The sequence below is a fragment of the Mesorhizobium sp. LjRoot246 genome, assembly GCF_964254115.1.
Classification (GTDB): Bacteria; Pseudomonadota; Alphaproteobacteria; order Rhizobiales; family Rhizobiaceae; genus Mesorhizobium.
In genome coordinates this window covers 3725398-3743000 of record NZ_CAXUSN020000001.1, presented here as the reverse complement: position 1 = coordinate 3743000, position 17603 = coordinate 3725398, and the positions used below count along the sequence as shown (strand labels likewise).

Annotated in this window: 21 protein-coding genes; 6 read left to right on the top strand and 15 right to left on the bottom strand. The window is 61.7% G+C overall.

Features of this window, described 5'->3' with window-relative positions; genetic code table 11:
- Positions 1-17: 17 nt before the first annotated feature.
- The 4 genes from ACSQ3L_RS18155 to thrS form a co-directional block, all read right to left on the bottom strand.
- Entirely contained in the window at positions 18-332 is a 315-nt protein-coding gene (locus ACSQ3L_RS18155; protein ID WP_436161201.1) for a type II toxin-antitoxin system RelE/ParE family toxin, read from the bottom strand.
- The gene (locus ACSQ3L_RS18150; RefSeq protein WP_436161200.1) at positions 322-597 is read right to left on the bottom strand and encodes a type II toxin-antitoxin system ParD family antitoxin; all 276 of its coding nucleotides are present in this window, start codon (positions 595-597) and stop codon (positions 322-324) included. The genes ACSQ3L_RS18155 and ACSQ3L_RS18150 overlap by 11 nt, the downstream gene beginning before the upstream one ends.
- Positions 598-703: 106 nt before the next feature.
- Positions 704-1642, bottom strand: coding sequence for a lysophospholipid acyltransferase family protein (locus tag ACSQ3L_RS18145; protein ID WP_436161199.1), 939 nt, complete (start codon positions 1640-1642; stop codon positions 704-706).
- Positions 1643-1728: 86 nt separating this feature from the next.
- A complete protein-coding gene (gene thrS / locus ACSQ3L_RS18140; RefSeq protein WP_436161198.1) occupies positions 1729-3705 on the bottom strand; it encodes a threonine--tRNA ligase in 1977 nt (658 codons plus the stop codon).
- Between the two features lie 255 nt (positions 3706-3960).
- On the opposite strand from thrS, the gene ACSQ3L_RS18135 reads away from it, so the two are divergent.
- Positions 3961-4797, top strand: coding sequence for an SAM-dependent methyltransferase (locus ACSQ3L_RS18135; RefSeq protein ID WP_436161197.1), 837 nt, complete (start codon positions 3961-3963; stop codon positions 4795-4797).
- 58 nt (positions 4798-4855) lie between these two features.
- Here the strand turns inward: ACSQ3L_RS18135 and blaOXA are convergent, their stop codons facing one another.
- The 3 genes from blaOXA to ACSQ3L_RS18120 all read right to left on the bottom strand — a co-directional run bounded on the left by blaOXA (position 4856) and on the right by ACSQ3L_RS18120 (position 6449).
- A complete protein-coding gene (gene blaOXA, locus ACSQ3L_RS18130) occupies positions 4856-5683 on the bottom strand; it encodes a class D beta-lactamase (RefSeq protein WP_436161196.1) in 828 nt (275 codons plus the stop codon).
- A 148-nt stretch (positions 5684-5831) separates the two neighbouring features.
- Positions 5832-6206, bottom strand: coding sequence for a membrane protein insertion efficiency factor YidD (yidD, locus tag ACSQ3L_RS18125; protein WP_436161195.1), 375 nt, complete (start codon positions 6204-6206; stop codon positions 5832-5834).
- A gap of 84 nt (positions 6207-6290) precedes the next feature.
- Positions 6291-6449 carry a hypothetical protein gene (locus tag ACSQ3L_RS18120; protein ID WP_436161194.1) on the bottom strand — a complete coding sequence of 53 codons (159 nt, stop codon included), beginning with the start codon at positions 6447-6449 and terminating at the stop codon, positions 6291-6293.
- 91 nt (positions 6450-6540) lie between these two features.
- On the opposite strand from ACSQ3L_RS18120, the gene ACSQ3L_RS18115 reads away from it, so the two are divergent.
- Complete coding sequence (locus tag ACSQ3L_RS18115) at positions 6541-7449, top strand: LysR substrate-binding domain-containing protein (protein WP_436161193.1); 909 nt, start codon at positions 6541-6543, stop codon at positions 7447-7449.
- A gap of 33 nt (positions 7450-7482) precedes the next feature.
- Here the strand turns inward: ACSQ3L_RS18115 and ACSQ3L_RS18110 are convergent, their stop codons facing one another.
- Both ACSQ3L_RS18110 and ACSQ3L_RS18105 read right to left on the bottom strand, forming a co-directional pair.
- The gene (locus tag ACSQ3L_RS18110) at positions 7483-7911 is read right to left on the bottom strand and encodes a cell envelope integrity protein TolA (RefSeq protein ID WP_436161192.1); all 429 of its coding nucleotides are present in this window, start codon (positions 7909-7911) and stop codon (positions 7483-7485) included.
- 50 nt (positions 7912-7961) lie between these two features.
- Positions 7962-8408 carry an iron-sulfur cluster assembly scaffold protein gene (locus ACSQ3L_RS18105; protein WP_436161191.1) on the bottom strand — a complete coding sequence of 149 codons (447 nt, stop codon included), beginning with the start codon at positions 8406-8408 and terminating at the stop codon, positions 7962-7964.
- A 238-nt stretch (positions 8409-8646) separates the two neighbouring features.
- Here ACSQ3L_RS18105 and folE point away from each other — a divergent pair, with 238 nt between their 5' ends.
- From folE to ACSQ3L_RS18090, 3 genes are all read left to right on the top strand, one after another.
- The gene (folE, locus tag ACSQ3L_RS18100; protein ID WP_436161190.1) at positions 8647-9282 is read left to right on the top strand and encodes a GTP cyclohydrolase I FolE; all 636 of its coding nucleotides are present in this window, start codon (positions 8647-8649) and stop codon (positions 9280-9282) included.
- A gap of 3 nt (positions 9283-9285) precedes the next feature.
- Positions 9286-9738 (top strand): phosphoribosyl-AMP cyclohydrolase, encoded by a 453-nt coding sequence (gene hisI, locus ACSQ3L_RS18095; protein ID WP_436161189.1) that lies wholly within the window; start codon positions 9286-9288, stop codon positions 9736-9738.
- Positions 9739-9822: 84 nt separating this feature from the next.
- Positions 9823-10788, top strand: a complete 966-nt coding sequence (locus tag ACSQ3L_RS18090) for a patatin family protein (RefSeq protein WP_436161188.1) — start codon at positions 9823-9825, stop codon at positions 10786-10788.
- A 77-nt stretch (positions 10789-10865) separates the two neighbouring features.
- On the opposite strand, the gene ACSQ3L_RS18085 is transcribed toward ACSQ3L_RS18090, so the two are convergent.
- Positions 10866-12380, bottom strand: coding sequence for an MFS transporter (locus ACSQ3L_RS18085; RefSeq protein ID WP_436161187.1), 1515 nt, complete (start codon positions 12378-12380; stop codon positions 10866-10868).
- A 102-nt stretch (positions 12381-12482) separates the two neighbouring features.
- On the opposite strand from ACSQ3L_RS18085, the gene ACSQ3L_RS18080 reads away from it, so the two are divergent.
- A complete protein-coding gene (locus ACSQ3L_RS18080; RefSeq protein WP_436161186.1) occupies positions 12483-13454 on the top strand; it encodes a GlxA family transcriptional regulator in 972 nt (323 codons plus the stop codon).
- 63 nt (positions 13455-13517) lie between these two features.
- Here the strand turns inward: ACSQ3L_RS18080 and recJ are convergent, their stop codons facing one another.
- The 5 genes from recJ to ACSQ3L_RS18055 all read right to left on the bottom strand — a co-directional run bounded on the left by recJ (position 13518) and on the right by ACSQ3L_RS18055 (position 17566).
- Positions 13518-15302 carry a single-stranded-DNA-specific exonuclease RecJ gene (recJ, locus tag ACSQ3L_RS18075; protein ID WP_436161185.1) on the bottom strand — a complete coding sequence of 595 codons (1785 nt, stop codon included), beginning with the start codon at positions 15300-15302 and terminating at the stop codon, positions 13518-13520.
- A gap of 174 nt (positions 15303-15476) precedes the next feature.
- Positions 15477-15710, bottom strand: a complete 234-nt coding sequence (locus ACSQ3L_RS18070; protein ID WP_436161184.1) for a DUF6434 domain-containing protein — start codon at positions 15708-15710, stop codon at positions 15477-15479.
- Positions 15711-15783: 73 nt separating this feature from the next.
- Complete coding sequence (gene glpX / locus ACSQ3L_RS18065) at positions 15784-16767, bottom strand: class II fructose-bisphosphatase (RefSeq protein WP_436161183.1); 984 nt, start codon at positions 16765-16767, stop codon at positions 15784-15786.
- Between the two features lie 202 nt (positions 16768-16969).
- Positions 16970-17137: a Thivi_2564 family membrane protein gene (locus ACSQ3L_RS18060; RefSeq protein ID WP_292177048.1), complete on the bottom strand. Its 168-nt coding sequence runs from the start codon at positions 17135-17137 to the stop codon at positions 16970-16972.
- A 72-nt stretch (positions 17138-17209) separates the two neighbouring features.
- Entirely contained in the window at positions 17210-17566 is a 357-nt protein-coding gene (locus tag ACSQ3L_RS18055; protein ID WP_436161182.1) for a hypothetical protein, read from the bottom strand.
- Positions 17567-17603 lie beyond the last annotated feature (37 nt).

The following is a 17603-nucleotide window of genomic DNA, read 5'->3' as shown; positions in this document are numbered from 1 at the left end:
CAATTCCACCAGAAGAATCAGGTGTCTGCCTCATCCTCTGAACTGGCCGGATAATCCTGTCCGCCGTAGAGCACGCGCAGGATGACCACGATACCACCGTCGACCCGGAAAACGATCGACACGCGGCGTTCAAAACCGACGACACGAACGCCGGCGCCAACGGGGTCGCGCACGGTCCCGCGCTCCGGGAAGGTGGACAGCGCCATGCATGCGGCCTCTATGCGGTCGACATAGTCGCCGGCACGCCGACTCCCACTGTCGTTTTCGATATAGTTGTAGATGGCGAAGAGGTCGGCTTGGGCCGCCGGTCTGAAGACGACCTTATGCGTCACGCTTAGAAGCCTTCATGCGATCCGCATGATGGGCGCGCAGCGCTTTGAAGACGTCTTCGGCGGGGATGTCCGGACGCGGGTCGTCAAGGGCCTCCTGGACCTTGGCGCGCATGATCGCGGTGATGGTCTGCTCCTCACGGTCGAGGGCGCGCAGCGCGGCGCGCATGACCTCGCTGGCGGAGTCGTAGGCGCCCGACGCCAGGCGTGCGTCGACGCTGGCCTGCTGGCGGCCGAGGGTCACGGTGATCGGTTTGCTGGTTCTCATGGCAAGTTCCTTCCTTGCCCCATTATAGCAAGTGACGTTACAGTGTCATACTATTTTCGCAACGGCCGGCCAAGACTCGGCCCTGGTGAGCCGGATGTTTGTTTGCTCAAGCCGCCAGTCTTGTCCGCGCCGGCAGGAACGGAATCCGACGGCGCGCCACGACGGGCGCAAGGTCGAACACGCCGCGATACAGCCGGTCGAGCAAGGCCTTGCGGTCGCGCAATGGCTCCAGTTCGCTCCAGCTCAGCACATCGCCGACGCGTACGTCGATCGCCTTGCCGGACAGCCGCGCGAATTCGTGAATGAGCAGCGACGTGCGCAATGTCAGCGAGGCCTTGCCGACGAATCTCGCCACACGGCCGTCGCGCTCGGCCATGTTCATCGGGCCGCTGACCAGATGGAACAGCCTGCCGTTCTGCCCGGAAAAGTGCATCGGGATGACCGACGCCTTTGCCTCCTGAATGAGACGGGCGGGAAACATCTTCCACGGCAAATCGCGCGCCCGGCCAAAACCTTTTGGCGCGGTGGCCACACCGCCGGCCGGAAACACCACGATGGTGACGCCCTCTTTCAACAGCCGCACCGCTTCATGGCGCACGGCCATGTTGTTCTTCAGCGCGTCCTTGGTCTCGGAAAAGTCGATCGGCAGCGAATAGGGCTCCATCTCGCGGATCTTGAGCAGGTCCTTGTGGATCATCACCCGAAACGGACGCCCAAGCTGCTCGGCCAGCGACAGCACGGCAATGCCGTCACCGATGCCGAACGGGTGATTGGCAACGATCACCAGCGGTGTATCCGGCAATTGCGCCGGCGGCCATTGATCTGGAGTCCGCACGCGGACGTCGATCAGGTCGAGCATGCGGCTGAACACGCGCTCGCCGGTCGGCACGACCTGGCGGCGCCAGAAATCATAGAGCGCGGTGTAGCGGTCGCGGCCCGACAGGCCTTCGACCGAATGAATGAACCAGCGTGTCAGCGCCGGCTGGCGCGGATTGGCATAGGAAAGTTCGGGAAAAGGTCGTTCGCGCAATTTCAACTTGAGCATATGGGCTCGTTACAAGGTTGGCGTGACAGGGATATGAAAATGGCGGTGGAGCGATGCCACCGCCATCTGGTCGAAAAGAATGCCGATCAGGCCGCGCGTTTGCGCCGACGGTCGGGCGTGACCGCTTCTTCGGTCAATTGCGCGATCGCCTGCTCGAGACCAAGCGATTCCTGGTCGCGTGAGCCCAGCCGGCGCATGTTGACCGCCTGCTCCTCCGCTTCGCGCTTGCCGCAGACGAGGATGACCGGAACCTTGGCTAGGCTGTGTTCGCGGACCTTGTAGTTGATCTTCTCGTTGCGCAGATCCGCTTCCGCCAACAGGCCGGCGGCTTTCAGCTTGGCCACCACCTCGGTCGCGTAGTCGTCGGCATCCGACGTGATCGTCGCCACCACCACCTGCAGCGGCGCGAACCACAGCGGGAAATGGCCGGAGTAGTTCTCGATCAGGATGCCGAGGAAGCGCTCCATCGAGCCGCAAATGGCGCGGTGCACCATCACCGGCTGCTTCTTCTCGGAATCCGAGCCGATGTAGAAGGCGCCGAAACGTTCCGGCAGGTTGAAGTCGACCTGCGTCGTGCCGCACTGCCATTCGCGGCCGATGGCATCCTTCAGCACATATTCGAACTTCGGCCCGTAGAAGGCACCCTCGCCCGGATTGATCGAGGTCTTGATGCGATTGCCAGACCGCGTCCTGATCGTCTCCAGCACGCTGCCCATGATCGCCTCGGCGTGATCCCAGGCTTCGTCGGTGCCGACGCGCTTGTCGGGCCGCGTCGACAGCTTGACACTGATTTCGTCAAAACCGAAATCGGCATAGGTCGACAGGATCAAATCGTTGATGCGCAGGCATTCCGCCGCCAGTTGCTCTTCGGTGCAGAAGATGTGCGCATCGTCCTGCGTGAAGCCGCGCACGCGCATCAGCCCGTGCAGTGCGCCGGATGGCTCGTAACGGTGCACATTGCCAAATTCTGCAAGTTTTACGGGCAGATCGCGATATGACTTCAACCCATGCTTGAAAATCTGCACATGGCCCGGACAGTTCATCGGCTTCAGCGCGAAGACACGATCATCATCGGTATCGTCGCCGGCGACCGTCACCTTGAACATGGCGTCGCGATACCAGCCCCAGTGGCCTGACGTCTCCCACAGGCTCTTGTCGAGCACCTGCGGCGCGTTGACTTCCTGGTAGCCTTGCTCGTCGAGGCGGCGGCGCATGTAGTTGACCAGGTTCTGGAACATCTTCCAGCCTTTGGCGTGCCAGAAGACGACGCCCGGTCCCTCTTCCTGGAAATGGAACAGGTCCATCTCGCGGCCGATCTTCCTGTGGTCGCGCTTCTCGGCCTCCTCCAGCATCATCTGGTAGGCTTCGAGTTGCGCCTGGTCGGCCCAGGCGGTGCCGTAGATGCGCGTCAGCATCGGGTTGTTCGAGTCGCCGCGCCAATAGGCACCGGCCACCTTCATCAGCTTGAAGGCATTGCCGATCTGCCCCGTCGAGGCCATGTGCGGGCCACGGCAGAGGTCGAACCAGTCGCCCTGCGCGTAGATCTTGAGATCCTGATCCTCGGGAATGGCGTCGATCAGCTCCAGCTTGTAGCTTTCGCCCTTGTCGGCAAACACTTTCTTCGCCTTGTCGCGCGACCAGACCTCTTTGGTGAACGGCTTGTTACGCGCGATGATCTCGCGCATCTTCTTCTCGATCACCGGAAAATCGTCGGGCGTGAATGGCTCGTTGCGGGCGAAGTCGTAGTAGAAGCCGTTCTCGATCACCGGCCCGATGGTCACCTGCGTCCCCGGCCAAAGTTCCTGCACGGCTTCAGCCAGCACATGGGCCGCGTCGTGGCGGATCAGTTCCAGCGCGCGCGGATCGTCGCGGGTGACGATCTCGACCTTGCCGGACTTGCCAAGCGGATCGCTGAGATCGCGCACTGTGCCGTCGATCGAATAGGCAACAGCCTTCTTGGCCAGCGATTTCGAGATCGATTCGGCCAGGCCGGCACCGGTCAGCGCCGCATCATATTCGCGGACGGAGCCATCGGGAAATGTCAGGGAAACGGAATTCAGCATGTATATCTCCTATCCAGTCCCGCAAACGAGCGCGGGTGGTTAAAATGCATGTCGCCCAAAAGTGTATGGCGGTTTTGAGCTTACGACATGCATAAGAAAAAGCCGGATGCGTCCGGCAGCGCGCGGGTTTTAGAGGCAGTCTCGCATCAGGTAAAGAGCGCTGATTGGTCTTGCCGTCAGGAAATGGCGGCAGAGATGTCGTAGGTCGGACGTCAATGCTTGCGAATATCGCCTGCATGGCTTGGAATCCTCAACATGGAAGACGCATCCCCAAGCCAAACCGCCCTGCGCGTCGCGCGCTTGAGAGCCCTGCATCAGATTTCACCGCAGGCGGCGCTGTTTCGCGACCCATGCGCGATTGCGATTCTCGGTGAAGGTAATCCAACCGAGCAGCAGCTTGCGCAGGAGGACAATTACAGCCGGCGTATGCGCCTGTTCGTAGCGGCGCGCGCCCGCTTTGCCGAGGATTGGCTGGCAGCGGCGGTGCGCCGTGGCATCCGCCAACTCGTCGTGCTCGGCGCAGGTCTCGACACGTTTTCGCTGCGCAATCCGTATCCAGGCCTCGAAGTGTTCGAGGTCGACCACCCGGCCACGCAAGCCTGGAAGCGTAAATGTATCGCCGATGCCGGCCTTGCCGAACCACTGGCCACCACGTTTGTGCCGGTCAATTTCGAGCGGCAGCATCTGCCCGCGGAACTGGCGTCGGCCGGTTTGAAGTCGACCGAGCCAAGCTTCTTCATCTGGCTGGGGGTCGTGCCCTACCTGACCGAGCAAGCGATCTTCAGCACGCTGGCCTACATCGCCGACACGCCCGGTTCGGAGATCGTGTTCGACTATAGCGAACCGTCTGAGAACCGCGATGCGGCTGGACAGGCCGCCCTGGCATTCCATGCGGCGCGCGTCGCGGCTGTCGGGGAGCCCTGGATCAGCTTCTTCGTCCCCGGCGAGCTGGCGAAATCGCTCCGCGGCCTCGGATTCGATGAGATCGAAGATCTCGAGAGCAGAGACATCGCTGCCCGCCTCTCGGGGGCACCGAAGGGAACGACGACCAGCTCCGGTGGCCACATCATCCGTGCGCGCCGAAGCGCTTAGAGCAATTCCAGGAAGTGTGCGTGGCGACTTTCCGTCCGGAATTGCTTGGAAAGCAGGCTCATTTCATCAGCTGCGGCAGGTCCTTCAGGAACCTGGCCCGCGTCTCGAGACCCTTGGGCTTGCCGGTGCGGTTGGTGTCAACCACAAGACGTGCAAAGACGATCTGGCGGCCATCCTTTTGCGCCCAGCCGACGAACCAACCGAGCGAGCGCTTGTCCTGGACCTTGTCGGTGTCGTTGCGCAACCTGGTGCTTCCGGTCTTGCCTTGCACCGTCCAGCCCCCGGCCTGGAAGGTCGGGATGATGGCTGATGTCATGTCGTAGGCCTTGGCCGAGACCGGCAGCTTGCGGGCCAGAAGCTTGCGCAGGAAATCGACCTGCTCGACCGGCGTGATCTTCAGGGAAGAATTCACCCAGGACTGGGTCAGACCGTCATTCTTGCCGGGATTGCCGGAAACATCGGCGTTGCCGTAGTCGAATTTCGAGACATAACCGGCAAAACTCTGCGGCCCAAGCCGGCGGGTGATCTCCCGGGAGAACCAAAGGATCGAATCCTTTTCCCAAATCGTCGGATCAACGGTCTTCTGATCCCGTTTCACCGCCTTGAACTCCGGCTTGTAGTCCCAGCTCGGCGTGTGTTCGTCGCTGAGGATGCCGCTGTCGTAACCGATCAGCGACAGCGGCACCTTGAACGTCGAAGCCGGGCTGAACCGTCGGTCGCACACCCCATCCTGGTAAAGCGTCTTGCCGCTCGCCGCGTCAGCGATCACCGTGCATTGGATGTCCTGCAGCGGCGCCGATTGCGCACGCAACGGAAATCCCAACAGCCAGGCGAGCAGAAAGAGAATCCCGGCAAAGATGAAGGGAAGGCGGTCGAAATTGTGCATTTTCTGCTCGCTCCAGAAGGGGGTCCGCGAGCGGCTTAGCGGGGTCTCTTGTCTCGATTTTGTCTCAAATGCGCAGTCTTTGTGCAGGCTTGTATTAACCCTACCGGATTGTAAACGCGCAGTGCCGCCAGGAACCTGACCGGCGCCCTCACCCCTGCGTTTCGCCACGCTTGCTGCCGATCCGCCAGTACCGCCACGGCGTGAACCAGACATAGCGCTCGGCCAGGACTTCCGGCACAAGGTCGATGCCATGCGTGCCGAATGGCCCGCAGCGCAGCACGCGAAAAAATCCCATCCAACCGCCGGCCCACAGGCCATGGCGAGCAATCGCCTCATGCGCATATTCCGAACAGGTCGGCAGATGCCGGCAGGAATTGCCGACGAAGCCGGACAGCGTCAGTTGGTAAAGGCGCACCAGAGACGTACCGAGCAGCCGGCCCGGCGTCTTGCGCCATGGGCCGGGCCAGTTGCGGCCGCCTTTTTGCGACCCGGCAATATGCGCATGCCCATGTTGGTCGCGCACCACAGTCTCCGTATCGCGTTGCCCAGTCGATAGATGTGGGCTTCCGCTGGAGAACGCAATCCCCGCTCCTTGCGCGGCCCGCCGTCACGGACGGAAACGGCGAAACGGCTGCCTGTCAGCCGAAGGCGCCCAGCGGCCGGGACAGGTCGGTTCTTCGCGGCGCTTTCCACGCTGTCTTCCGTCGCGCCATTGAAACGTTGCGATCCGCATGACATCGCCAAAAATAGCCAGAATTTCATTCATGGCAGATCTCCTTTGACGACGATTAGACCGCTGCTGGCCATCGTCTTCAAACGAGTATAATTTCCGCCTCGGATAACTTGAGATTATGCGAATGAAGCGCGGACGACTTCCCCTAACGGCACTGAGGAGTTTCGAGGCGGCGGGCCGGCACCTGAGCTTCAGCCGCGCGGCCGAAGAACTTTTCGTTTCGCAGGCGGCGATCAGCCGACAAATAAGGGACTTGGAAACTCTGGTCGGCAGGCCACTGTTCGAGCGGCTTCACCGCAAGGTCGAACTGACGGAAACAGGACAAACTCTCCTCGGTCAGTTGACCGCCAGCTTCGACGACATCGACCGTCGGCTGTCAGAAATCATCAGCAAGCCGGCCCAGAGTCCGTTGCGGGTCAGCGTCGAGCCGTCCTTTGCGGGCGAATTTCTGATACAGCGCCTCAATTCGTTTCAGCAACGCCACCCCGAGATCGACATTTCGGTCGACGCAGACTCTCGGCTCATAGAATTTCGAGGACACGAAGCAGAAATCGCGATCCGATACGGAGCCCATGCCCGGTCCTGGCCACGCACGGAAGCGCGGCATTTGGTCGACGTTCTGGTGACGCCAGTCCTGGCATCGGGGTTGCTCGCGTCGGGCGCCCCCCTGACATCACCAGCCGACCTGCGGCACTATACCTTGCTCCATGACTACAATCGCGATGGCTGGGCGAGCTGGTTTCAGGCAATGGGCCTTCCAGAGCTCGCCCTCCAGAGAGGACCGCTTTATACCGACGCCGCGCTTGCCATGCAGGCCGCGAAACTCGGGCACGGTGTCGCTTTGGGCGACCGCATCCTGAACGGCGCTGATCTTCGAGCCGGTCTCTTGGTCCGTCCGTTCGAAATGGAAGTCCCCTATGGCGCATATTGGCTTGTCGCGCCTGATTTCCAACGCCTCAGCCGACAGGCCGAGGTTTTTGCGGACTGGCTTGTCGAAGAGCTTCGCGTGGGACCGACGGACAGCGAAGTCTAAGCGGTCCGTTCAGCACGTTTTCGGCCGGTCCCGCTACTTTGTCTTCTTGCTGTATTTTTCGAAGAGTTTGTCGATCGCATCCGCGGCCAAAGGCTCGCCCGGTGAGTCCTCTCCGGGGTTGAATGTGAGGATGACATCGCGCCACATATCGTAGTGGGCCGCAAACGAAGTCAGGCCGGGAAATGGCGCGCAGCGCGTGATTGCCCGAACGGCGGCCTCGGCAACCTTGTCCAGCGGCGGCGTCACAGGACTGACGATTTTTGGCGGGCCGGCGAGCGACCCGTCCTTGTTCAGGCTGATCCGAACGCGCGCAACGCTTCTGGTGTTTGCAGGCATGTTCCAACACACCTGAATGGCTTTCATGAGGTAGTCGCCGATATCCCGCTGGGCTGCTATGTCTGCGTCAGCTCGGCTCGAACCGCCGCTCGCCACAAGTGAAACGGCAAGGCTGGAGGCGAACACCAGGCTCCGGAAGCGAAGCTCGCCTACCGTGGAAAGGCCAAATCCCAAGGTCAGGCCGCTTCTTCGGCGCGCTTTTTCTCGATCTGGCCGATCGCGTCGACCACGGCATCGAAAGTCAGCATGGTCGAGGCATGCCGTGCCTTGTAGTCGCGCACCGGCTCCAAGTACTTCAAATCCGCGAAACGCCCGTCAGGCGGGGCGCCATTTTCCTTCAGCATCTTCAGCATGGTGTCGCGCACCGTGCGCAATTCCTCGGCACTCGCGCCGACGACATGCTGCGCCATGATCGAGGACGACGCCTGGCCGAGCGCGCAGGCCTTCACGTCATGGGCGAAATCGGTGACCACGCCGTCCTGCATCTTGAGGTCGACGGTGACCGTTGAGCCGCACAGCTTGGAATGCGCCTTGGCGGTCGCGTCGGGATGATCGAGGCGGCCGATACGGGCGATGTTTCCGGCGAAACCGAGAATTTTCGTGTTGTAGACCTCGTTTATCATTATTTTCCAATCCGTCGCCGCCAAGCGAACAGCGATTGCCGCTGTCGTGTCTTCCTTTCGCTCGTCACGACCTTATATAATGGTGGCAGTCCGGCATCGACAAGACAGCAAAGCCAGTGTCGTTGCCGGGAAGTTCACGCCGCTTGCGGGGCTGGAAACTGGGCACGTTTCCGACACCGAAAGGTCGTGGTCCGTTCAACTCGTTCCTCCGCCGAGAGGGACTACGGGAGACGCCTTTATGGATGCCGTCATCAAGAAATTCATGCCCCAGTCAGCCTACATGGAAAAGCCGGTGACCGACCGGCCGAGCGAGGCAGAAGTCGAGGCCGCCGTGCGCACGCTTTTGCGTTGGACCGGCGACAATCCGGACCGCGAAGGGTTGGTCGACACGCCAAAGCGGGTGGCCAAGGCCTTTCGCGAAATGTTCGGCGGCTACGACATGTGCCCCGCCGATGAGCTCGGCCGCACCTTCGAGGAGGTCGCCGGCTACGACGACCTCGTCATCGTCAAGGACATAACATTCCATTCGCATTGCGAGCACCACATGGTGCCGATCATCGGCAAGGCGCATGTCGGCTATCTGCCGGACGGCAAGGTCGTCGGCCTGTCCAAGATTGCGCGCGTCGTCGATATCTTTGCCCATCGCCTGCAGACCCAGGAGGCCCTGACCGCGCAGATCGCCGGCGTCATCCAGGACGTGCTCAATCCGCGCGGCGTCGCCGTCATGATCGAGGCCGAGCACATGTGCATGGCCATGCGCGGCATCCGCAAACAGGGCTCCACCACCCTCACCTCGACCTTCACCGGCGTCTTCAAGGACTCGCCCGAAGAGCAGGTTCGTTTCGTCACCATGGTGCGCGGCGGCGGGGTCTGATCATTGGAATTTCCGAAAGCTCCGTCAGACAAGAAAGCCCTGGAGGAAGGCGCGGTGTTTTCACCGCGCTTCGATGCGGCCGGGCTCGTCACGGTCGTGGTCACCGACGCCGAAGACAGCATGCCGTTGATGGTTGCGCACATGAATGCGCAAGCATTGGCGCTGACGCTGGAGACAGGCATCGCCCACTACTGGTCGCGCTCGCGCAACGCGCTGTGGAAAAAGGGGGAAACGTCAGGCAATTTTCAGCATGTCGTCGAGATGCTCACGGATTGTGACCAGGACGCCATATGGTTGCGCGTCAAAGTGTTGGGCCACGACGCAACCTGTCACACTGGTCGACGTTCATGCTTTTATCGGACGGTGGGGCTGATCGATGGCAAGGGGACGCTTGCCGATGACGGCAGCAAGCCGCTGTTCGATGCGGAAAACACGTATCGGAAACCATCAGCTTGAACCTTCTACCTGACATCAGCGACACAGATTCATCATTTCGATACGGCCCGCCCGTATAGTAGCCGTGGGACAAGGGAGATCGTGATGCTCGAGTGGGCGTCATTGCGTAACAGACCAGATGTCAGGGAGGCCAACGGCCTGTCCTCGCCAGGCGGCGCGTCCGAAACCCCAAAGAAAACAGGCATTTCGCTCGCCTTGGGCGGCGGTTGCGCCCGCGGCTGGGCGCATATCGGCGTGCTGCGCGCGCTCGACGAAGCCGGCATCGAAGTGTCGATGATCGCCGGCACCTCGATCGGCGCGCTGGTCGGCGGTTGCTACCTCGCCGGCAAGCTGGACGAACTGGAAGAATTCGCCCGCAGCCTGACCAAGCGACGCATCTTCGGCCTGCTCGATCTCAATTTGCGCGGCAGCGGCCTGTTCGGCGGCATGAAGCTCGACGCCCGGCTGCGCGAGCACATGACCGGCATCCGTTTCGAGGATCTGGCCAAGCCGTTCGTCGCGGTCACCTCCGAAATCCGCACAGGCCACGAAATCTGGCTGTCGAGCGGCTCATTGATCACCGCCATGCGCGCCTCCTATGCGCTGCCCGGCGTGTTCGAGCCGGTGAATTGCAACGGCCGCGTGCTGGTCGACGGTGCACTGGTCAACCCGGTTCCGGTTTCGGTCTGCCGTGCCTACGAGCAGCCGCTCGTGGTGGCGGTCAATCTTCACTACGACCTGTTCGGGCGCGCCGCCGTCATCAAACACAGCGCCGGCGAACTGGTCGTCGAAAAGGACGCGCCAAGGCCCGGCCATGGCGATCCCGAACACCAGTCGCATCAGACCCGGCTCGGCATCACCGGCGTCATGGTCGAGGCCTTCAACATCATCCAGGACCGCATTTCGCGTGCCAGGCTTGCCGGCGATCCGCCAGACATGTCGCTGCAGCCGAAGCTCAGCCATATCGGCCTGACCGAATTCCACCGCGCCGACGAGGCGATCAATCTTGGCTATCAGGCGACGATGGCGCAGATTGGCGAACTGACCCGGCTGCAGACCGTTCTCGCCTGACGCATACCCCAATGCACGGAAAACAAACAATGAAGCGCGTCGGCTGACTCGCGCGACGCGCTTCAAACTCCAGAGACTCAGCGCACAGCTTCGGCAGAGGTGGCGGCATCCTGAGCTATTCCCGGATTCTGCTTGATCATCAGAGCCAGGACCGCACCAAGGAAAACCGCGGCGGCGGCGAACAATCCAGCCATACGCAATCCGTCGACGACATCCGATGTGGTAGCGGCCTCGCCACCCAAACCGACATTGGCCACCACAAGAGCGGCGGCGAGACCCAGGGCCGCGCCGATCTGTAGGGATGTCGAGCCTAGCGCCGAGGCGACCCCTTGTTCGTTGGCGGCCACTCCGGAAGCGGCGGCGACGAACAGCGTCGTAAAGGCGATGCCGCCACCGAAACCATAGATGAGGATCCCGGGCAGCACGGCCCAATACGAACCGCCTGGCGACAAGGCGAGAGCGATCGCCACCAGCCCGATCCCATAGATCAACATGCCGGCGAACATCGTGGCGCGAGTCCCCCACTTGGTGAGCAGCAGGCCCGCGCCCTTGCCGCCGCCGATCATCGCCAGCACACCGAGCGGAACGAATGCCAGGCCGGCAGCGAGCGCGTTGTAGCCGAGCAGATTCTGAAAGTAGGTCGTGAGAATGTAGTAGCCGGAACTCAGCGCCATGTGATGAAAGAAACTCACCGCCGTGGCCGTGACGAGGCTTCGATTGGCAAACAGCCGCAGTGGCGCGAGCGGATCGCGCACGCGTCTCTCGATGAGAATGAAGACACAGAGCAGCAGCACGCCAATCACGAGCGATCCGGTGCTGCGAACCGTATTCCAGCCCACCTCGGGTCCGCTGGCCAAGCCGAACACCAGCAATGTCGCGGCTGCCGTGACGACCAGCGCACCCGGCAGATCAAAACTCCGCCTCTGGCCTTCGCCTGCCGGATCGGGCGCCAGCAGAACTGGGGCGGCGATAAGTGCGGCGCCCAGAGCCAGTGGAACGGTGAAGAAGAAGACCGCTTGCCAACCCCAGCCATTGGTCAGGACGCCTCCGATAATGGCACCGGCCGCCAGGCCGCCACTGCCCGTGGCACCCCAGACCGCCAGCGCCCGATTGCGCTCTGCACCTTCCGCGAAGCTGGTATTGATCAGCGCCAGTGTTGCAGGAAACAGAAGCGCCCCGCCCAAACCCTGAACGGCCCGAGCGACCACCAGCGTAAGTGCATCGGGCGCAAATCCGCCTGCCAAGGATGAGACGCCGTAGAGCACGAGCGCCAGGATGAACATGCGCCGCGGGCCAAGCCGGTCAGCCGCTCGACCGCCGAGCAGCAGAAACCCGCCAAAAGCCACGGCGTAAGCGCTCACCACCCATTGCAGCGATTGCGACGTAAAGCCGACATCGCGGCCGATGTCCGGCAGCGCGACATAGACGATGTTGTAGTCGATCGCGATTATGAACTGCGCGAACGCCAGCAGCGCGAGCCTGAGCCCGGACCAGCGTGGCGCTCCCACATCGGTTTGATTCGATGATTTCTGCATTTGTATCTTCCCAGTTGTGGATTCCGCAGCCCCGCTCTTCGTCAGCGAGGCCCGCATGCGGCTACCCTGGAGGCGTCGCACTTGTTTCGGAATTGGCATTTTTGACAAAGATTGTGCTAAACTTGCCATCCGACGAATACGCTACCGGGAGTACCGCGAATGGCTGCAAAGCCCATCCACGTTGTGATCTGGCTACCGACCGATTTCTATTCGGCGGTTGTCTTGACGCTGGTCGAAATGTTTCAGCTCGTGAATGACGTCTGCGGTTCAGAGGTCCTTTCATGCGAGTTCGTTTCCAGGGCATCGCCCGCAATTTCGACTGCCGGAATTTCTTTCCCTGCGAAGCCGCAACCATCCCGAAAAATGGATGTGTTGATTCTGATCGCCATGCCGGGTGTCGAGATTCCCGAACTTCTGCGCTCGCTTGACCAGGAGAGTGAGTACTCAAAACCGCTGATCGCACGCGCACGGCAACAGGATGCGATCATCGCGGCACATTGCGGCGCATGTTATTTGCTTGCCGATACGGGCCTGCTGGACGGCAAGCGGGCGACAATATCCTGGTGGCTGAAGTCCCACGTAAGCCGCCGGTTTCCGCAAGTTCAATGGGACTCATCGCGCATGCTTGTTCGCGACGGACGCCTTTACACCTGCGGAGGCGGATTTTCAGGACTGGAGCTGGCCAAAGCCCTGCTGGTCGATCTCGGCTTCTCGAAAGAGGAGCGCATCGTCCGAAAGCTCCTGGTTCTTCCGCCCTCGCGCAAATTTCAAAGTCCCTACGAATTCCCTCTCGAAGAATTGCCCAAAGAGATCAATCCGCTGGAGAACAAACTGCGTGAACTCTCGGAAAACAAGATACGGGAAATCGATTTGAGCTTTCTCTCGGCGGGCCTTGGCTTGTCTGCGCGAACGCTGTCTCGCAGGATGGCCAGTGAACTCAAGACGACGCCGGGAAAATGGATCCAGGAAAAACGGTTTGAATTGGCAAGGTCGTTGCTCGAGGGAACCAAGCTGAGCATTTCCGAAATCTGCTATCGGGTGGGCTATCAGGATGTCGCTTCGTTCAGTCGCACTTTTTCCAAAACGACCGGAATGGCGCCGGGCGAGTTTCGAAAGCAAATTCGATCATAGGCATCCACTATGACCTTGCCGGGCAAGCCTGCGGTTCGCAGAGAACATGTTCAAACAAGAGCTTTACGCACGCGCTGCATCGGTGACGCGAAATTGCACCGTGCGGTTGCCGTTCCAGTAATTTCCCGACAGTGAACCGGCGACGTGGATTGTCTTGCCCCGGCTCTTGAACAGGAATTCGCCAAGTGCGGTATCGACGGCGCGAAAGGCGATCGCCTGGATGCGGCCGCCGCTCTCCGACTGTAAGTCGACGCGGATGTGGTTGGTGCCGACCGGCCTGGCGTCTGCCAGCCGATGACGTGGCAGCGCGAAAACGGGGGCTGGATACCCGGCACCGAAAGGTCCGGCCTTTTCCAGCGCGTCGAGCAGGCTGAGTGTCGCGCCTTCAGCGGCAAGCGCACCGTCTATGGCCAGGCTTTCCTCGCCCTGCAGGCGGAACACGTCGGCTGCCGCCCGCTCTTCGAAAAACGCCCTGAGTTCGCCCAGCTTCGCCCGCTCCACGGTGATGCCGGCCGCCATGCCGTGGCCGCCGCCCTTGACGATCAGCCCGGCAACGGCCGCCTCGCGCACCAGCCGGCCGAGGTCGAAACCCGATACCGAACGGCCCGAGCCGGTGCCGATGCCATTGGCGTTGAAGGCGATGGCGAAAGCGGGCCGGCGCGCATGATCCTTCAATCGCGAAGCGAGCAGACCGACAATGCCCGGATGCCAGCTGTTGCTGGCAGTGACGACGATGGCCGGGCCGTTGCCGCCGGCAAGCTCGGCGTCGGCCTCGACGCGCGCCGCCGCCAGCATCTCCTGCTCCATCAACTGCCGTTCCTGATTGAGCCGGTCGAGCGTCTCGGCAATGGTACGCGCCTCGACCGGGTCATCGGTCGCAAGCAGCCGGCTGCCGAGTGCGGCATCGCCGATGCGTCCGCCGGCATTGATACGCGGGCCGATCAGATAGGCCAGGTGGAAGGTGCCGATCGGTTCGCCGATGCGCGACACCCTCGCCAGTGCCGCCAGCCCTTCGTTCCTCTGCTGGCGCGCCATCTGCAGCCCCTTGACGACGAAGGCGCGGTTGACGCCGGTGAGCGGCACCACGTCGCAGACGGTGGCCAGTGCCACGATATCCAGCAGCGAAAGTAGGTCCGGCGGCGTGATATCGGTCATCCGCCCGCGCAGGATCTTGGCCGTCTGCACAAGGGCGAGAAAGACCACGCCGGCGGCACAGAGATGGCCCTGCCCGGAAAGGTCGTCGTCGCGGTTGGGATTGACGACAGCGATTGCCGCCGGCAAGGCACCGCCAACCTGGTGGTGATCGAGCACCACGACATCGGCCCCGGCCTCATTGGCGGCATCGATGGAAACGGCGCTGTTGGTGCCGCAGTCGACAGTGACGATCAGCGTCGCGCCGCGCGAAACAAGTTCGCGCATGGCGTCGGGATTGGGGCCATAGCCCTCGAAAATGCGATCCGGGATGTAGATTTCCGACGGCACCGAAAAATGCGTGAAGAACCGCTTCAGCAAGGCCGACGAGGCAGCGCCGTCGACATCATAGTCGCCGAAGATCGCCACCTTTTCCCTGGCCATCACCGCGGCGGCGATGCGGGCCGCTGCCCTGTCCATGTCGGTCAGCGATGCCGGATCCGGCAGCAGATCGCGGATCGTCGGGTCGAGAAACCGCTCGGTCTGCTCGGCGGTGACGCCGCGGCCGGCAAGCACGCGCGCGACGATGTCGGGCACGCCATGACCTTGCGCGATGGCGAGCGCGATCATGTCCTGCCGCTCGGTCAGCCGGTGTTCCCAGGAAACACCGGATACCGACTGCCTGACATCGAGGAAGAGGCGTTTTTCGCCCGTCATGCGATTTGCCAACTCATTTGCGGCCGCAGGATAGTGCATGTCGCGCTAAAGTATGCAGCGGTTTTGGGACAACGATCTGCATAAGCAACAACTTAAAGCGCGGCGCGTTCACGCGACGCGCTTTCAGCCAAAGGCAGGCAAAGCCAAGCGGTTCGTGCGCCGTCACGGGAGATTTCAAGAAAGCGATGCTTTCCGCTTTTCAGACTGACGCCGAAGCCATTCGTCGACCGCGTCGCCCATTGTCTTTTCCGCACCGTCCTTGAGCCAGGCCATGAACGGCCGGTCGAACCTGAACGCATCGCCACATTCCCGGATAAGAAAGCGGCGCACGTTCTGGGTGTTGCGATAGGACTTCGTGATGGCGGTGGCGCGCGAAATCGGATCCGCGTGCCAGTCGAACGGTTTCATCGTCAAATCCTTGCAGCCGACATCGGGTGTGCCCGAATGGCTAACAATTGCAAGGTGTCTTCGCAAGCGAGCGTCAGAACTTGTCCAGGTCCTGATGGCGTGCCTTGATCTCGCGCACCGTCCGCGACGACGAGCGCAACACGATCGTGTGGGTGGTGATGTAATTGCGGCCGAATTTGACGCCGGCCAGCATGTTGCCGTCAGTGACACCGGTCGCCGCAAACAGCACGTCGCCGCGCGCCATGTCCTCCGCATGGTAGATCCGCTTCGGATTGGAAATACCCATCTTTGCCGCGCGAGCGACCTTTTCCGGCGTGTCGAGGATCAGCCGGCCCTGCATCTGGCCGCCGGTGCAACGCAGCGCGGCGGCGGCCAGCACGCCCTCGGGTGCGCCACCAGTGCCGAGATAGATGTCGATGCCGGTTTCTTCCGGGTCCGTGGTGTGGATGACGCCGGCGACATCGCCGTCGCCGATCAGCCGGATCGCGGCGCCCGTGGCGCGCACGGCGTCGATCAGCTTGGCATGACGTGGGCGGTCGAGGATACAGGTGGTGATGTCCGAAATAGCCACGCCCTTGGCCCGGGCGAGGCTGGCGATGTTTTCGGCCGGCGAGGCATCGATGTCGATGACGCCGTCGGCGTAGCCCGGGCCTATGGCGATCTTGTCCATGTAGACATCGGGCGCGAACAACAGGCTGCCTTTCTCGGCGATGGCGATGACGGCGAGCGCATTGGGAAGGTTTTTGGCGCAGATCGTCGTGCCTTCGAGCGGATCGAGCGCGATATCGACGGCCGGACCTTTGCCCGAACCGACCTCCTCGCCGATGTAGAGCATCGGCGCCTCATCGCGCTCGCCCTCGCCGATCACCACCGTGCCCTTGATGGCAAGCCGGTTGAGCTCCTGGCGCATGGCATCGACGGCGACCTGGTCGGCCGCCTTTTCGTCACCACGCCCGCGCAGCCTGGCGGCCGCGACGGCGGCCCGTTCGGTGACGCGCACCAGCTCCATGGTGAGTATCCGGTCAAGACCGGCGACAATGTTCTGGGCCACATTCATCTGGCAATTTCCTCGTTCGTATGCCGCCTCCCGCCGGAGGCGCGCCTGTTTTGTCAAACGAGCATGACAACGGCAAGACCTGCCGAACAATTTATCGAATATCCAGCAATATCAATCGATTAAACCGAATTTTTGAAATAAAGGCCAGCCTGGTCCCAATGAACCGGGCCAGGCTTGAAAAGTGAAAATGGACCTCCTCGCGTTAGAAAACCGCGAGATATCTAAGCAGCGAAATGATGCCGATGATGATGACGATGACTTGCACGATCTGTCTCGTCCGGCCGTCGAGCGGCAAGCGTTGAACCAGATAGAGGACGAGGATGATGACGAGGAATGTGATCAGGATGCTGATCAACGCGGATGAAGCCATAGTGCCCTCCTGAAAATCATGTGCTGAAACAAGGAAAATGAGCCGGAAAACGCGGCCCTATCGCGCCCGCGGTCAATACCAGCGACGTGACGTATCGTTCGTCGACTGGCCAATAGCGAAGCCGGCCAGAAAGCCGAGCAGCCCGATCGCGCCGACCACGGCTGTCGTCGTGCCGGGATTTTCGCGCGCGACTTCCGAAACAGCATGGGCCTGGCTGCGCAACTGCTGAGCGGTGCGCGACGCTCGGGTAGCGGCCGTGTCGTAGAAATCGGAAGCCTGCTCGCTGGCGTCATCGAGCATTTCCGCGCCCCGCGCCGAAATGCTCTTGTTGATCTTGGTGATCTCCTTGCGCAGTTCGGCAATCTGCTTTTCCAGCGTCTTCTGGACATCGTTGATATCAGGGGTGTCGGCTTTGTTGGTATCGGCCATGAAGCGGCTCCCTCTGGTTGCTGACCAAGAGAACGGC

Coding starts and splice junctions, on each gene's coding strand:
- ACSQ3L_RS18080 (WP_436161186.1), top strand. CDS start 12,483: ATGGCTGCAAAGCCCATCCACGTTGTGATCTGGCTACCGACCGATTTC.
- ACSQ3L_RS18145 (WP_436161199.1), bottom strand. CDS start 1,642: ATGCTCAAGTTGAAATTGCGCGAACGACCTTTTCCCGAACTTTCCTAT.
- ACSQ3L_RS18135 (WP_436161197.1), top strand. CDS start 3,961: ATGGAAGACGCATCCCCAAGCCAAACCGCCCTGCGCGTCGCGCGCTTG.
- ACSQ3L_RS18150 (WP_436161200.1), bottom strand. CDS start 597: ATGAGAACCAGCAAACCGATCACCGTGACCCTCGGCCGCCAGCAGGCC.
- thrS (WP_436161198.1), bottom strand. CDS start 3,705: ATGCTGAATTCCGTTTCCCTGACATTTCCCGATGGCTCCGTCCGCGAA.
- ACSQ3L_RS18090 (WP_436161188.1), top strand. CDS start 9,823: ATGCTCGAGTGGGCGTCATTGCGTAACAGACCAGATGTCAGGGAGGCC.
- folE (WP_436161190.1), top strand. CDS start 8,647: ATGGATGCCGTCATCAAGAAATTCATGCCCCAGTCAGCCTACATGGAA.
- recJ (WP_436161185.1), bottom strand. CDS start 15,302: ATGACGGGCGAAAAACGCCTCTTCCTCGATGTCAGGCAGTCGGTATCC.
- ACSQ3L_RS18085 (WP_436161187.1), bottom strand. CDS start 12,380: ATGCGGGCCTCGCTGACGAAGAGCGGGGCTGCGGAATCCACAACTGGG.
- ACSQ3L_RS18115 (WP_436161193.1), top strand. CDS start 6,541: ATGAAGCGCGGACGACTTCCCCTAACGGCACTGAGGAGTTTCGAGGCG.
- blaOXA (WP_436161196.1), bottom strand. CDS start 5,683: ATGCACAATTTCGACCGCCTTCCCTTCATCTTTGCCGGGATTCTCTTT.
- ACSQ3L_RS18060 (WP_292177048.1), bottom strand. CDS start 17,137: ATGGCTTCATCCGCGTTGATCAGCATCCTGATCACATTCCTCGTCATC.
- ACSQ3L_RS18120 (WP_436161194.1), bottom strand. CDS start 6,449: ATGAATGAAATTCTGGCTATTTTTGGCGATGTCATGCGGATCGCAACG.
- glpX (WP_436161183.1), bottom strand. CDS start 16,767: ATGAATGTGGCCCAGAACATTGTCGCCGGTCTTGACCGGATACTCACC.
- ACSQ3L_RS18105 (WP_436161191.1), bottom strand. CDS start 8,408: ATGATAAACGAGGTCTACAACACGAAAATTCTCGGTTTCGCCGGAAAC.
- ACSQ3L_RS18070 (WP_436161184.1), bottom strand. CDS start 15,710: ATGAAACCGTTCGACTGGCACGCGGATCCGATTTCGCGCGCCACCGCC.
- ACSQ3L_RS18055 (WP_436161182.1), bottom strand. CDS start 17,566: ATGGCCGATACCAACAAAGCCGACACCCCTGATATCAACGATGTCCAG.